Annotated in this window: 12 protein-coding genes; 8 read left to right on the top strand and 4 right to left on the bottom strand. The window is 64.0% G+C overall.

All coding sequences use genetic code 11. The features are described from left to right. Nucleotides 1–15 precede the first annotated feature (15 nt). Nucleotides 16–1602 (bottom strand): ABC transporter substrate-binding protein, encoded by a 1587-nt coding sequence (locus tag AB9K35_RS03440; protein WP_369924506.1) that lies wholly within the window; start codon nt 1600–1602, stop codon nt 16–18. Nucleotides 1603–1730: 128 nt separating this feature from the next. Then, entirely contained in the window at nt 1731–2330 is a 600-nt protein-coding gene (locus AB9K35_RS03435; protein WP_369924504.1) for a helix-turn-helix domain-containing protein, read from the bottom strand. Nucleotides 2331–2773: 443 nt separating this feature from the next. On the opposite strand from AB9K35_RS03435, the gene repA reads away from it, so the two are divergent. From repA to repC, 3 genes are all read left to right on the top strand, one after another. Beyond that, nucleotides 2774–3982, top strand: coding sequence for a plasmid partitioning protein RepA (gene repA, locus AB9K35_RS03430; RefSeq protein WP_222455943.1), 1209 nt, complete (start codon nt 2774–2776; stop codon nt 3980–3982). Beyond that, nucleotides 3979–5016, top strand: coding sequence for a plasmid partitioning protein RepB (gene repB, locus AB9K35_RS03425; RefSeq protein ID WP_369924502.1), 1038 nt, complete (start codon nt 3979–3981; stop codon nt 5014–5016). Before repA ends, repB begins: the two co-directional genes overlap by 4 nt. A gap of 160 nt (nt 5017–5176) precedes the next feature. Then, nucleotides 5177–6430, top strand: a complete 1254-nt coding sequence (gene repC, locus AB9K35_RS03420; protein WP_369924500.1) for a plasmid replication protein RepC — start codon at nt 5177–5179, stop codon at nt 6428–6430. Between the two features lie 56 nt (nt 6431–6486). Here repC and AB9K35_RS03415 read toward each other — a convergent pair whose 3' ends face one another. Continuing rightward, complete coding sequence (locus AB9K35_RS03415; protein ID WP_369924499.1) at nt 6487–7749, bottom strand: AGE family epimerase/isomerase; 1263 nt, start codon at nt 7747–7749, stop codon at nt 6487–6489. Nucleotides 7750–7887: 138 nt separating this feature from the next. Then, nucleotides 7888–8844, bottom strand: coding sequence for a carbohydrate kinase (locus AB9K35_RS03410; protein WP_369924498.1), 957 nt, complete (start codon nt 8842–8844; stop codon nt 7888–7890). Nucleotides 8845–9010: 166 nt separating this feature from the next. Here AB9K35_RS03410 and AB9K35_RS03405 point away from each other — a divergent pair, with 166 nt between their 5' ends. The 5 genes from AB9K35_RS03405 to AB9K35_RS03385 all read left to right on the top strand — a co-directional run bounded on the left by AB9K35_RS03405 (nt 9011) and on the right by AB9K35_RS03385 (nt 14704). Further along, on the top strand, nt 9011–10240 hold the full coding sequence (locus AB9K35_RS03405; RefSeq protein ID WP_369924497.1) for an ROK family protein: 1230 nt from the start codon (nt 9011–9013) through the stop codon (nt 10238–10240). A gap of 67 nt (nt 10241–10307) precedes the next feature. Beyond that, nucleotides 10308–11312 carry a Gfo/Idh/MocA family protein gene (locus tag AB9K35_RS03400; protein ID WP_369924496.1) on the top strand — a complete coding sequence of 335 codons (1005 nt, stop codon included), beginning with the start codon at nt 10308–10310 and terminating at the stop codon, nt 11310–11312. Between the two features lie 240 nt (nt 11313–11552). Beyond that, nucleotides 11553–12806 carry an ABC transporter substrate-binding protein gene (locus AB9K35_RS03395; RefSeq protein WP_222455936.1) on the top strand — a complete coding sequence of 418 codons (1254 nt, stop codon included), beginning with the start codon at nt 11553–11555 and terminating at the stop codon, nt 12804–12806. 123 nt (nt 12807–12929) lie between these two features. Further along, nucleotides 12930–13826 carry a carbohydrate ABC transporter permease gene (locus tag AB9K35_RS03390; protein ID WP_222455935.1) on the top strand — a complete coding sequence of 299 codons (897 nt, stop codon included), beginning with the start codon at nt 12930–12932 and terminating at the stop codon, nt 13824–13826. After that, entirely contained in the window at nt 13826–14704 is an 879-nt protein-coding gene (locus AB9K35_RS03385; RefSeq protein WP_369924493.1) for a carbohydrate ABC transporter permease, read from the top strand. The genes AB9K35_RS03390 and AB9K35_RS03385 overlap by 1 nt, the downstream gene beginning before the upstream one ends.

The raw sequence follows: 14704 nt of genomic DNA, 5'->3' as shown, positions 1-14704 counted from the left end.
CCCCTCAGGCCCGCATCAGCGGCTGACGGTTGCCTCTTCAAAGACGTTGTTGCCGAGCGGCGTCTGCACATAGCCCTCGACAGCCGAGGACACGGCCACCGCAAAGGGCGTCTCATACATGAACAGCAGCGGCGCTTCCTCGGCGTAGATCTTCTGCATCTCGGCGTATTGCGCCGCGCGCGTCTCCACGTCCATCTCGGTGGCCGAGGCCTCGAACAGATCGTTGAACTTGGCGTTCTCCCAGCCGGTGCCCACCGCGTTCGCCGTCGGTGTATAGCCCAGCCAGCCGGTCACCTGGCTGGGGTCGTTCACGTCGTTGACCCAGCCATAGGTGTGGATGTCGAAATCGCCCGAGCGGTTCTTGGCCCCGCGCGTCGCGCCGTCGACCTGCTCCACCTTCAGCCTGATGCCCAGGGGCGCCCACATCTGCTGCAGGGCGGCAAAGATGGTGCTGTCATCCGCCGATCCGGCCAGCGTGGTGAAGGTCACCTCGGTGCCCGGCGCGATGCCGGCCTCGGCGATCAGCGCCTGCGCCTTTTCCATGTCATAGCCGTAAAGCGGGTCCAGATCGGCCGCCAGGTGGGTCGCCGCCGCCATCAGGGGCGAGGTCATCGGCTTCCCCGCGCCCTGCAGCACCAGCCCGATCAGCGCCTCCTTGTTGGTGGCATAATTCAGCGCCTGCCGCACCCGTGGATCGGCCAGCGGATTGGGAGAGCCATCGGCGCGGGTCTCGCGCGTGTTGATCGGCGAATAGATGATCCGCGTCGACGGGTAGAGGTTCATCTTGATGGTCGGGTCGGCCTGCAGCTCCGGCACCCGCGAGAACGGGATGAACTCGGCCACGTCCACTTCACCCGCCTGCAATTTCAGGATCCGCGTCGCATCATCCGGGATGATTTCGAAATGCACGCCGTCCAGATAGGGCAGCGGTTTGCCGTCCGCGCCTTTGCGCCAGTAATGCTTGTTGGCGCAGAACTCCATCGAGGTGCCCTGCTCGAAACCACAGAGGTAAAACGGCCCCGACCCCGCGCCGGGCCCGCCGGCGGCAAAGATCGCGGCGGATTTCTCCTGGTCGGTGGCCCCTTCGGCCGCCTCGAAGGCCGCCTTGGACACGATGCCGGTGGTAAAGGTGGCCAACATCTGCAGAATCGTCGGATCCGGCGCCTTCATGTGCAGCGTGATCTCGCGCCCCTCGGCCGTGACCTTGTCGATCGATCCCAGCAGACCCGCCCAGGGGCTGAGGTCAGGATTGCGCGCCCGATCAAGCGAGAACACGACGTCCTCCCCGGTGATCGCCGTGCCATCGGAAAACGCGACCCCCTCGCGCAGCGTCAGCGACACGGTCATGCCGTCCGGCGACACGCTGTGCGCCTCCGCAAGGCCGGCCACGACCGAACTGCCATCGGGGCTTTGCCGCAGCAGCGTGTCGAACAGGCTGCCGACCATCCAGATGTCGGGATTGCGGTCTGCATAGATCGGGTCGATCAGGTTGGATCCGTCATAGCGGGCAAAATTCAAAATGCCGCCGCGCTCCTGCGCAGCCGCCGGTCCGGCCAGGGCTGCGGATAGGACGGCCGTGACCGCCAGCAGAGATTGTCTCATGGATGCGCTCCTCCCAAAGCGATTCTCGATCCTGTGGAGACAGCATACATCCAGATCTCACAATTACTAAAACTTTTTTTAGTGGCGTTAAAATCCAAGGCAGCGCCGCAGCCCTGCACCCCACCCCGTCAGTCCAGCTTGCCGCCTTTCACAGGCCGCGTGCTGACCCACATTTCCACCGATCCCTCATCGCCCAGAACCTTGGAATAATGCGGCTTCGACGTGTCGTGATGGATCGTGTCCCCGGCTGACATGATGTGCACTTCTCCATCCAGATGATATTCCAGCCGACCGGACAAAAGGTAACAGAACACCTCCCCCTTGTGGCACATCTTCTCCGACACATGGCCTGCCGGACGGTGAATGATCGACGGGTAGAACAGCGCCCCGGCAAAGCCCGGCCCCAGCTTCTCATACCGCCGCCCGCGCGTTCCCAGCGAATAGGTCTGGCGCTTATCGCTCGGAATATATTCGGAAAATTCTTCAGGCACGCTCAAAAGTTGCTCGATGCTGGTCTGCAGCGCCGCGGCGATGGTCATCAGCGACGACAGCGAGGGTGAGCTGATGCCGCGCTCCACCTGCGAGATGAACCCCGTGGTCAGGTCCGCCTCTCGCGCAACCTCCACCAGCGTCTTGCCCAGGGCCTTGCGGCGATGGCGGATCGCGGCGCCCAGCTGCGCGGGCTGATCGTTCTTGCTCTTCTTTTCGCCTTTGTTGGATCCGTCCATCTGTCTACCTTCGCAATCTGGGCGGGATGCAGCCCCGCAGTCTGCTCCTCCCCTGCCACCAGGGTCGGAACAGGCGGAACCATAGCCAAAGAGCATTCAACTTGCACTGCAATAATTTTAGTCTGGCTGTATCACCATGATCGCAATCCGGCAGTCATTTCCGCCCCCCTGCCCTCCCCAACCACTCAGCGCCGCATGGCGTTGACGTCGCCGACAGTCTATAAGGCAGCGCACGCATCGCCTCGGACGCCCCTTTCCAGGCCTCTGGCCGGCCGCAACTGGCAAAAAACACTTGCACGAATCCCGCGGTTTATCCAATAGTCACGAAAAAGCAGCGGCAAACGCCAATAACCGTGAACACGCAAGCGGGCAGAAACACGCAGCAGCTCGCACCCACGGACAAACGGCAGAGCGGCGCAGGACAAACGGGCAGACGAACGCATATGGATCACACCTACACCCCGGAAGACCTGAACGCGGTCATCCGCCAGCACTCCGAATGGCTTGCCAATCAGCTGCACGCGCAGCGCGAAAGCCTGTTCCCGCCGAATGCCTCGAAAACCATGCGCAAATTCACCTCGGGCGAGGCCGCGGCCCTGCTCGGGGTCAATGATTCCTACCTGCGCAAGCTGCATCTGGACGGCAAGGGCCCCTCGCCCGAGCTGACCGCCGGCAACCGCCGCCAATATTCCGCCGAGGACATCCAGGAGCTGCGCGTGCTGCTGGAAAAGACCGCCCGCAAGCCCGGCGACTACCTGCCCGGCCGCCGCCGCAACGAGGACGGCACCGGCTACAAGGATCACCTGCAGGTCATCGGCGTGATGAACTTCAAGGGCGGCTCCGGCAAGACCACCACCTCCGCCCACCTCGCACAGCGCCTCGCGCTCAAGGGCTACCGGGTTCTGGCCATCGACCTCGACCCGCAGGCCTCGCTGACGGCGCTGCACGGCGTCCAGCCCGAGGTCGACCTGCTGGAAGGCGGCACCCTGTTCGATGCCATCCGCTACGAGGACCCGGCACCGATCCGCTCGGTCATCCGCAAGACCTACTTCCCCAATCTCGACCTCATCCCCGGCAACCTCGAACTGATGGAGTTCGAACACGACACCCCCCGCGCCCTGTCGCAGGGCAACGCCGGGCTGTTCTTCTTCCGGGTCAAGGACGCGCTGGCACAGGTCGATGATGACTATGACGTGGTGGTGATCGACTGCCCGCCGCAGCTGGGCTTCCTGACCATGTCGGCGCTTTCGGCCGCCACCGGCGTGCTGGTCACCATCCACCCGGAAATGCTCGACGTGATGTCGATGTCGCAATTCCTGCGCATGACCGCCGACCTGATGGACGTGATCGCTGAAAGCGGCGCCGACATGAGCCACGACTGGATGCGCTACCTGCTCACTCGCTACGAGCCGTCGGACGCACCGCAGAACCGCATCGTCGCCTTCCTGCGCACCATGTACGGCGACAAGGTGCTGAACGCGCCGATGCTGAAATCCACCGCGATTTCCGATGCCGGCCTCACCAAGCAGACCCTCTACGAGGTCGAGCGCAGCGCCTTCACCCGCGCCACCTATGACCGCGCGGTCGAAAGCCTGAACGCCGTCAATGACGAAATCAGCCAACTCATCCAGCAAACATGGGGACGCGAATGACCAGCCGCAAAAAATCCCGCATGTCGATGCTCGACAGCCTCGCCGCCGCCGGAGCCTCTGCCCCGGCGATGACCGCGCAGGCAAGCTCGATGATGTCCAGCAACCGTGCCCTGCGCTCGGCCCGCGACGCGGTGGATTCGCACCGGGTCTGGGATCTGGAACCGCATCAGATCGAGGACACCCGCGTCAACGACCGGCTCGACCCCAATGACATCCTCGACCTGCGCGAGGCGATCGAGGCCAACGGCCAGACGGTGCCGATCCTGGTGCGCCGCCACCCGACGGAGCCGGACCGCTACCTGCTGGTCTATGGCCGGCGGCGCCTGGAGGCGATCCGCAATTCGGACAAGGTGACCAAGGTCCGCGCCCTCGTGGCCAACCTCGATGACGACGCCGCCGTGCGCGCGCAGATCTCCGAGAACATGGCGCGCCGCGATCTGTCCTTCATCGAAAAAGCCCTGTTTGCTCAAGAGCTTGTGGAGAACGGCTTTGGCAACCAGTCGCAGGTTGCCGAGGTGCTGACAGTCACCAAGTCGGCGGTTTCCATGGCGATTGCAATTGCCGAGACGATCACCCCGGAGCTGATCCGCGCAATCGGACCCGCTCAGGGCATCGGTCGCCCGCGCTGGGACGCTTTGGCCAAGGCCATCGCCGAGACCAACCCCAGCCGCGACCGGCTGATCGCCATTGCCGAGGACGTCTACAAGACCTTCACCATCGAGGCCGTGACCGAGGGCAGCAACGCCGATCCCGCGGATCCATCGGTGCTGGCCTTCGAGGCGGTCTTCAAGGCCGTGGCCCCGGCCCCGGAACCCAAGGCGGCAAAACCGGCCAAGCGCAGCAGCTCCAGGGCGCAGGCGCTGACCGTCGGGGGGCGCAAACGCGGCGCCACCCTGCGCCGCACCGCAAAAGGCGTCAGCCTCGAGCTCGCCAGCGGCGATTTTGCCGATTGGCTGGAAGCCGAGGCGCAAACGCTGATCGACGACCTTCACGCCCGCTGGCAACAGCAGGCCGAAGACCATAACGCACAATAATCACAGGAGGCACAGAGCAGACCAAAAAAGAAGGCCCCGCAAAGCAGACGCTCCACGAGACCAACTTGTTTCTAGCACTCTCAAGTTAGTGGCCGGAGCCTCCAACCGCAAGTCCAAAGCGATTCGCGGGCCGCTCTTTTTTTGTCTTTCGTGAAAAAACATGGGGTACATGCCAATCACGCCTTTCGGGCGAACAGTGGACGCTGTCCTGCTGCAACAGCAGGCCGCCGCCACTGAACCCTCCCCTGCGGTCGACAAATGGGACGCGCTGCGGGCCCTGGCCGCCGCGCGCAAGGCGTATCATCTCAGCGACCGTGATATCACAGTTCTGCAGGCGCTGCTCAGCTTTCTTCCGGCCAAGACGCTGGACACCCGCACCAACCCGCCCGTGATCCACCCGTCCAACCGCGCCATCTGCGAGCGGCTGAACGGCATGCCCTGCTCCACCATGCGCCGCCATGTGGCCCGGCTGGTGCAGGCAGGCGTACTGATCCGTCGCGACAGCCCCAACGGCAAACGCTACGTGCGCCGTTACCAGGGCGAACGGGTCGCCTTTGGGTTCGATCTCACCCCCTTGGCCAGCCGCTACGGCGAATTCTGCGCCGCCGCAGAAGCCGAACGCGAGGCCCAGCTGGAGCTCAAACGCCTGCGCGAAACGGTCAGCCTGATGCGCCGCGACCTCGCCAGCCTCACGCTCTGTGGCATGGCCGAGCAGCCGGACCTGCCGGTCTGGAACCAATATGATGATCTGGCCCAGCTCACCGCCCGCACGCTGCGGCGCAAGCTGACTCTGGAGCAATTGCGCCAGCTTGAAATTCAGCTTGGCGAAGCGCTGGAGCAACTGAAATCATTGCTCTGCCCGCCCCGATCCACGACCGAAACCAGTGTGGACGCAGCAGATTTGAACACCAATGACGCTGAAAATGAGCAGCACTATCAGAATTCCAAGAAAGACTCTTTTGAATCTGAACCGCAGCCCTTGGAAGACATCGAAGCAAACCAACAAACGAAAATTGCCGAGACAACGGACAGGCCAAAAGCATTGATGGCTTCAATTGATCGTCCGTCCAATGCTCAGAAAAATCATGGACCCAAGCTGCCTCTGCGGTTGGTTGCGACCACCTGTACCGAACTAGCAACCTATGCCGAGACGCCACTCACCAGCTGGCCTGATCTGATGCGCACAGCGGAAACTATCCGACCAATGATGGGCATTTCGCCTCCCGTCTGGGAACAGGCAAAACGCAGTATGGGCGCAACAGAAGCCGCTGTGGTTCTCGCTGCCATGCTGCAACGTTTCAGTGAAATCCGCTCACCCAACGGCTACCTGCGACACCTCAGCGCCAAGGCTGTGGAAGGTCAATTCACCAGCGCCCCGATGGTGATGGCGCTGGCACGCAACGAGGCTGCCTGACATGCGTAGACCCGGCTCCAACACCAGTCAGGTCGTTGCCGACCGCGTCCTGCGGATCAGTTCAGCTCGCCTGTCACTGGATCCAGGCGTTTCAGATCCGCAGCATGGCGGGACAACCCAGGTGTCAGCGGAAACAGCGCCGCTTGCACGGAGTGGTAGATGTCGGGTTTGCCGGGAAATTGGCGTGATATCGGATGGTTTTGGTCGTCGAGCTCCGGGTACCACCCCCCGCGCCCATGGTCGATCAGATGCGCATCGGCAAAGGTCCAAAGACGGCGATACCATTCTTCGTCTTCTGCACGACCTTCCAGTTTCAGAAGCGCTGCCATTGCACCAATGGCCTCGGTCACCGGCCACCAATAGCGGTCTGCAATCGCCACTTTGCCACCGTCGCCGAGCGTGTAGGCAAAGCCGCCCAGGTCACAATTCCATGCGTCCCTTAGGGCCTGTTCGATAAGGCGGCGCGCATGTTCTGGCGCAGCGCTTTCAGGGCGCCCGCTCAGATCCCAATGTTGCAGCAGCAGCCGACCCAATTCGAACGAATGCCCCGGTGTTGTGCCCGCGGGGCGAAACATCGGATTGCCGCTGTAGCTTCGGTCGATCTGCCAGTTGGAATCATAATGCTCCGGCATCCGCCAGCCTTCCTGCGGCGCAATTCGAGCGACGAAGAAATCCAGAATGCGCCCAGCCCGGTCCAGAAAAGCCCCACGTCCGGTCGCCTCATAGGCGGTCAGCAGCGATTCCACGGAATGCATATTCGCATTCATGCCGCGGTAGTTCGAAAACGGCGTCCAATCCCGGTTCCATTCATCGGCGAACAGCCCGTGTTCGTCCTCCCAGAACTTCTCCTCCATCAGGATCCAGGTCTCTTCGAGGAGCGCTTCGGCGTTCGGATGTCCCGCCTGCAAGGCGCTGGCAGCGGCGAGCAACACGAAGGTATGCCCATAGGCCAGTTTTCGGTCATCTGCTGGCGCGCGACCCGCGACACCCCAGAAGTACCCGCCATGGACAGCATCGTTGTGGTGGCTGCGCAGATAGCGAAGCCCATGGTCGACGATGTCTGTCGCGCCGTCCTGGCCGAGCATCTGCGCCAGTGCAAAAGAGTGCACCATACGGGTGACGCTGTGCAGCTCGCGAAGTTGGCCCGGTATCGGCGCACCTGAGAAATCCAGCGTATGAAACCCGCCCGCCGGATCGACGCTCGTCGCGAAGAAGTCAAATTGCCGTCTGGCCTCGCTCAGCAATGCGGCCCGGTGGCCGGTGTCCTTGATCCACAGTTGGCTGATGTCGGTCGGGCTGTTGGCAATAATATCGGACATCGGGAGCTCCAGATTTGCATCGTTGCATGTCATCGGGTTGTGAGCTGTGCGGTATGGGCTCGGTTCTCAGCGAGTTCACAACTGTGAACTTCCATTTGCGCGGCCCGTTTTGCCTTTCCTCGGGTGACCCGCGGGCGCTTAGGCGGAGCTACTGCCTGTACTATCTGCTTCCAGATCAGCCGCCCAGGGCGGGTTGGCACCGGACCGTGAGACATTGATCGCCGCGACCCGTGCGCCAAGGGTCAGGGCGCGCTCCAGACCCTGTGCACGCAGGGTCTTCAGGCCACTTTCCGTCAGATGTCCCTGCTGCCAGAGACTAGCGAGAACGCCAGCGTTGAAGGTATCCCCGGCGCCAACCGTGTCCACCACCGTAACCCGCGGGGCGGCAACCTGCACCGGGTCGTGACCGGACAGGTAGCCGACGGCACCGGCGCTGCCGCGGGTGACGATCACCAGCGCCGGTCCACGCGCCTGCAGCTGCGCTGCCTTGTCGGCTTCGTGGGTGCCTTCGGGGATCAACCAGTCTAGATCCTCGTCCGAGACTTTGACGATATCGGCCTGGCGCAGCATCCGGTCGAGCCGTGCGCGATAGCTGGCGGGATCACGGATGAAGGCGGGACGGATGTTGGGATCCAGCATCACCGCGCGGTTTTCGCCCTCGCGCTCGAGAAGCGCAGCATAGGCTTCGGCACCCGGTTCGCAGGCCAGGCTGATGCCGCCGAAGTACAGCGCGGTCACGCGGTCTGGCAGCGTCGGCATGTCGGCGGGGGTCAGCATGCGCCCGGCGGAATTCTCATCAAAGAAACTGTAGCTGGCGTGGCCATCGCGCAGTTGCACAAAGGCGAGGGTGCTGGGACGATCACTGCTCACGCAGAGCGCGGTGTCCACCTGGCTGTCGTGTAGAGCCTGGCGCAGTTTCTGGCCGAAGAGATCGGTCGACAGGCCGGTGATCATGCCGGTGTCTATTCCCAGACGTCCAAGAGCAATTGCAGTGTTGAACACCGCACCGCCGCAATTCGGCACATAGGCCTCGACCCCGTCTTGGGTCGGGGCGGGGATCATGTCGATCAGAGCTTCGCCACAGCAGAGGATCATGAGGGCACCTTTCGAAGTCACACGGGTCACGGTCGCACACACTGCTGTCCTGCAGGCATGTGATTCCGCGAAACCAAGCCGCAAGGCGGTGGACTTGTCAATTAGTTTATGAACTTTACAAACTAATCATTGACGTATTAACCTATGGTTGAGTGGAGGAAGAGTCATGGCGGGACCGATGGTCGGCGGCAGCGGGGCAGGCGTGGATGCGGGGGTGAACCAGCGCGGCATCCGCGACCACAACGCACGTCTGATCCTGTCGATTCTGCATCGCGAACGCGCGGTGGCGGGGGCGGAACTGGCGCGCCGAACCGGGCTATCGCGGCCGACCGTCTCGACCATCCTGCGGGAGCTGGAGGAGGCGGGACTGCTGCGCCGGGGCGAGCCGCAGCGGGGCAGGGTGGGCAAGCCCTCCGTCCCGATGGAACTGGTGCCGGAGGGCGTCTTCTCCTACGGGCTGAAGATCGGCCGGCGCAGTGCCGAGCTTTTGTTGCTGGATTTCACCGGCGGGGTGCGGGACCAGTTGCACCTGGCCTATGACTACCCGCTCCCGGAGGTGGTCTTTGGGTTCCTCGAAAACGGTATCGCCCGGCTGGGCGCGGCGCTGAGCGACGACGCGCGCGCGCGGATCTGCGGCATCGGCATTGGCACGCCCTTTGAGCTGTGGAAGTGGCACAACCTCACCGGCCCGGCGGCGGAGCGGTTCCGGTCCTGGAAGGATGTCGATTTCGCGCGCGAGGTGGCGGCGTTCAGCGATCTGCCGGTCACGGTGGTGAAGGACACCACCGCGGCCTGCCAGGCGGAGCATCTGTTCGGTCGGGGCCGCATGTTGCGGGACTATGCCTATTTCTTCATCGGGGCCTTCATCGGTGGCGGCGTCGCGTTGAACGGAACCGTGCTGAAGGGGGCGACCGGCAATGCCGGGGCGCTGGGGTCTTTGGGGGCTGCCGGGGGGCAGGGCGGTCGGCGCCAGCTGGTGGACACGGCCTCGCTGCACCTGCTGGCCGCGCAGCTGGAGGACGCGGGGCTGGACGCCAGCCGGTTGTGGCAGCGGCCGCCGGACTGGCGCGGCCTGGAGTCGGCGCTGGAGCCCTGGCTGGAGCAAACCGCGTCGGAGCTGGCGGCGGCCTGCCTGTCGGTCTGCGCGGTGATTGATTTCGAGGTGGTCCTGATCGACGGCGCCTTGCCGCCGGCGGTGCGTGCGGATCTGGTTGCGCGAGTGCGCCGCCGGATCGGGGCGCTGGATGCGCGCGGGCTGATCCTGCCACGGATCGAGGCGGGCGAGGTCGGGGCGAATGCGCGGGCCGTCGGGGCGGCCTGCTGGCCATTGCTGGAACAATACCTGCTGAACAGCCACGCAGGCGCCGCCGTGGCGGCTGCGGAGGGGCGCGGGTGAGGTCAAAATAGAACGGTCTGCGCCCGCGCCGATGGCCGGGCTGCGCCGCAACAGGGAGGTTGAGACGATGAATTGGGCACTGATCGGGGCAAGCACGATTGCCAGCGAAAACATGATCGGGGCCATCCGCGCCCAGTCCGGTGCGCAGATCGGCTGGGTCGTCAGCGGTTCTGCCGAGCATGCCGCCAGCTATGCCGAGGCGCATGACATCCCGCGCTGGACGGTGGACCTGGCCGAGGCGCTGGCGGATCCGCAGGTGCAGGTGGTCTATATTTCCTCGACCAATGAAAAGCACCATGGGCAGGCGCTGGCGGCGATTGCCGCGGGCAAGCATGTGCTGTGCGAAAAACCGATGGCGCTGAGCCGCAGCGAGGCCGAGGAGATGATCGTCGCGGCGCGCGATGCCGGGGTGGTGCTGGCGGTGAACCATCACCTGCGCAGCTCGGCGGCCATCAGGGCGATCCGGCGGCTGCTGGACGACGGGGCGCTGGGGCAGCTGCGGTCGATGCGGATTTTCCACGCCGTTGCCTTGCCGCGGCATCTGTACGGCTGGCGGCTGGACCAGCCCGCGGCCGGTGGCGGGGTGATCGCCGATATCACCGTGCACAACGCCGACACGGCCCGCTTCCTGTTGCAGGAGGACCCGCAGTTCGTGGTGGCCGAAAAGGCGATGACCGGGCTGGGGCAGGGGGTGGAGGACTCCGCGATGTCGGTCTGGACGATGCCCTCGGGGGTGATGGTCTACAGCCACGAGAGCTTTACCCATCCCTTTGCCAGAAGCGGGCTGGAGATCCACGGCAGCGAGGGGTCGCTTTATGCGCGCGGCGTCATGCAGGAGGGGCCGGACGGCGCGATCGAGCTGGTGACGGCGCAGGGCAGCCAGCCGGTCTCGTATGACTGGCGCGGCGCCTATGATGCGGTGGTGGCTGATTTCATGCAGGCGGCGGCCGAGGGGCGCGCGCCTGCGGCCAGCGGCGTGGACGGGCTGAGATCGCTGATGGTGGCGGAGGCGGTGCGCCGGGCGGCGATGACCGGCAAACGGCAGGCGCCGGAATATGGCGATCTGACATGACCCGGATGGCGGCGGGCAAACAGGGTGTGAGGCTTGGAAGAAAGGATTTCCTGAAGTAGCGTTTCAGAGGCGGCGGCGCTGGGGAGGCGCATCTTGCCGCACGCGGGGCCGGATCAGCCTCGCCCCCTCTTTCGGGGCGCGCGGCGGCCAGAGACGGGATCGGTGCCGCAGGGCCGAAACCGCACGAGCATAAGACAAAAAGTACAATAAAAACAACGCATCAACATGGAGGAGATTGATATGCGTAGGTTTATTGGAAGATCAACTGCATTGGCGGCGACATTGCTGGCAACCACCAGCCTCGCGCAGGCGGCGGATGTGGAGGTGCTGCATTGGTGGACCTCGGGCGGGGAGGCCGCGGCGCTGAACGTGTTGAAGGATGACCTGGCGGACCAGGGCATCGGTTGGGTCGACATGCCGGTGGCCGGCGGCGGTGGCGAGGCGGCGATGACCACGCTGCGCGCCCGGGTGACGGCGGGCGATGCGCCGACCGCGGTGCAGATGCTGGGCTTTGACATCCAGGACTGGGCCGCCGAGGGCGCGCTGGCCAACCTCGATGACGTGGCCAGCGCCGAGGGCTGGGACGCGGTGGTGCCGGCGGCGCTGCAACGGTTTTCTAAATATGATGGCCATTGGATCGCGGCGCCGGTGAACGTGCATTCGACCAACTGGGTCTGGGCCAACAAGGCGGTGATGGACGAGCTGGGCATCGCCGAGCCAAGCAGCTGGGACGAGTTCATCGCGGCGATGCAGAAGGTCAAGGACAGTGGCCGCACCGCGCTGGCGCATGGCGGCCAGGCCTGGCAGGAGGCGACCATCTTTGACGGGGTGGTGCTGTCGACGGGCGGTGTCGATTTCTATCGCAAGGCGATGGTCGACCTGGACCCGGAGGCCTTGGGCTCGGACACCATGAAGGAGGTCTTCGACCGCATGGCGACGCTGCGCGGTTTCGTGGATGACAACTTCTCGGGGCGCGACTGGAACCTGGCCTCGGCGATGGTGATCAACGGCGATGCGGCGTTCCAGATCATGGGGGACTGGGCCAAGGGCGAATTCCTGAACGCGGGCAAGGTGCCGGGCGAGGATTTCCTGTGCTTCCGGGTGCCGGGATCGGCGGGCATGGTCAGCTTTAACTCGGACCAGTTCGCATTGTTCGAGGTGCAGGACGAGGAAGCCAAGAAAGCCCAGGCCGCGATGGCGAGCGCGGTGATGTCGCCGGAGTTCCAGTCGGCCTTCAACGTGGTCAAAGGGTCGGTTCCGGCCCGCACCGACGTGTCGGACGAGGCCTTTGACGATTGCGGCAAGAAGGGCATGGCGGATCTCGCGGAGGCCGCGGAGTCGGACACGCTGGTCGGCTCGATGGGCCATGGCCACGCCAATCCGGCCGCCGTCAAGAACGCGATGTATGACGTGGTGACGGCGCATTTCAACGGCGAGTTCGACAGTGAAGCCGCGGTTGAGGAGCTGGTCAACGCCGTCGAGGCGGCGATGTGATCGCAGGCGGGGGCGGCGGCGCGTGCCGCCGTCTCCTTGCGACCGGCCTGCGGGTGGCGGGGGCCGCCTGCGTGTTGATTTTTCAGAACATGGCCGCAGCCTGGCTGCGGACAAGGAGGAGCCATGGCGCATCCCGCTACCAAGGCGGATCTTCGCACGCGTCTGCAGGACTGGCTGCCCAAGCTGGTGCTGTCGCCATCGCTGGCCGCGATGCTGGTCTTTGTCTACGGGTTCATCATCTACACCGTCTATCTGAGCTTCACCGACTCCCGGATGCTGCCGAGCTACGACTGGGTCGGGATTGAGAATTACGTCAAACTGTGGGGCTTGCGGGCCTGGTGGACCGCGGTCATCAACCTCGGCATCTTTGCCAGCCTCTACATCCTCATCTGCACGCTGATCGGGCTGACGCTGGCGATCCTGCTGGACCAGAAGATCCGCGGCGAGGGGACGCTGCGGCCGATCTACCTGTATCCGATGGCGCTGAGCTTCATCGTCACCGGCACCGCCTGGAAATGGATCATGGACCCCGGCATCGGGCTGGAGAACACCATGCATCTGTGGGGCTGGGAGAGTTTCGAGTTCAACTGGATCAAGGACCGCAACATGGCGATCTACACGGTGGTGATCGCCGCGGTGTGGCAGACCAGCGGTTTCGTGATGTCGATGTTCCTGGCGGGGCTGCGCGGCATCGACAACGAGATCCTGAAGGCGGCGCAGATCGACGGGGCCTCGAACTGGAGCCTGTACCGGCGCATCGTGATCCCGCTGCTGCGGCCCGCGTTCCTGTCGGCCTTCGTGATCCTCGCGCATCTGGCGGTGAAATCCTACGACCTGATCATCGCGCTGACCGGCGGCGGGCCGGGGCGGGCCACCGAGCTGCCCGCGACCTTCATGTATTCCTACACCTTCACCCGCAATTCGATGGGGATCGGTGCGGCCTCGGCGGTGATCATGCTGATGACCATCGCGGCGATCATGACCCCCTATCTCTATGCCGAGCTGAAGGAGAAGACGTGATGGCCGTTGCTGAACAAGACACTGCCGTTCGCACCGGGCGCGGCACCCGGATCTTCATCTATGGCATCCTGCTGCTGTTCGCGCTGTTCTACATGATGCCGCTGTTCGTGATGGTGGCGAACTCCCTGAAGCCGCTGCCGGAAATCACCGGTGGCAACATGATGGCGCTGCCCGAGACCTGGACGATCGAACCCTGGCTGAAAGCCTGGTCCACGGCCCAGATCGGGGTCGAACCCACCGGCCTGCGGCCCTATTTCATCAACTCGATCCTGATGGTGGTGCCCGCGGTTGCGATCTCGACCATCCTCGGCGCGCTGAATGGCTATGTGCTGACGAAGTGGAGCTTTCGCGGCGACAAGATCATCTTTGGCCTGTTGCTGTTTTCCTGCTTCATCCCGTTCCAGATCGTGCTGATCCCGATGGCGAACCTGCTGGGCAAGATGGGGCTGGCGGGGTCCATTCCGGGGCTGGTGCTGGTGCATGTGGTCTATGGCATCGGCTTCTCGACCCTGTATTTCCGCAACTACTATGCCGTCTTCCCGACCGAGCTGGTGCGCGCGGCGATGATCGACGGCGCCGGGTTCTTCCGCATCTTCTGGCGCATCATGCTGCCGGTGTCGGGGCCGATTGCCGTGGTCTGCGTGATCTGGCAGTTCACCAACATCTGGAATGACTTCCTGTTCGGTGCGTCCTTTGGCGGCCAGAGCCAGCCGATGACGGTGGCGCTGAACAACCTGGTCCAGTCCTCGACGGGCGTGAAGGAATACAACGTCCACTTTGCCGGCGCGATCCTCGCCGCCCTTCCCACTCTTCTCGTCTACATCGTCGCCGGGCGCTATTTTGTGCGCGGGCTGATGGCAGGCTCCGTGAAAGGATAA

Source organism: Leisingera sp. XS_AS12, assembly GCF_041224635.1.
Taxonomy (GTDB): domain Bacteria; phylum Pseudomonadota; class Alphaproteobacteria; order Rhodobacterales; family Rhodobacteraceae; genus Leisingera.
The sequence above is the reverse complement of the archived record's forward strand: the minus strand, read 5'-3'. Positions and strand labels throughout refer to the sequence as shown.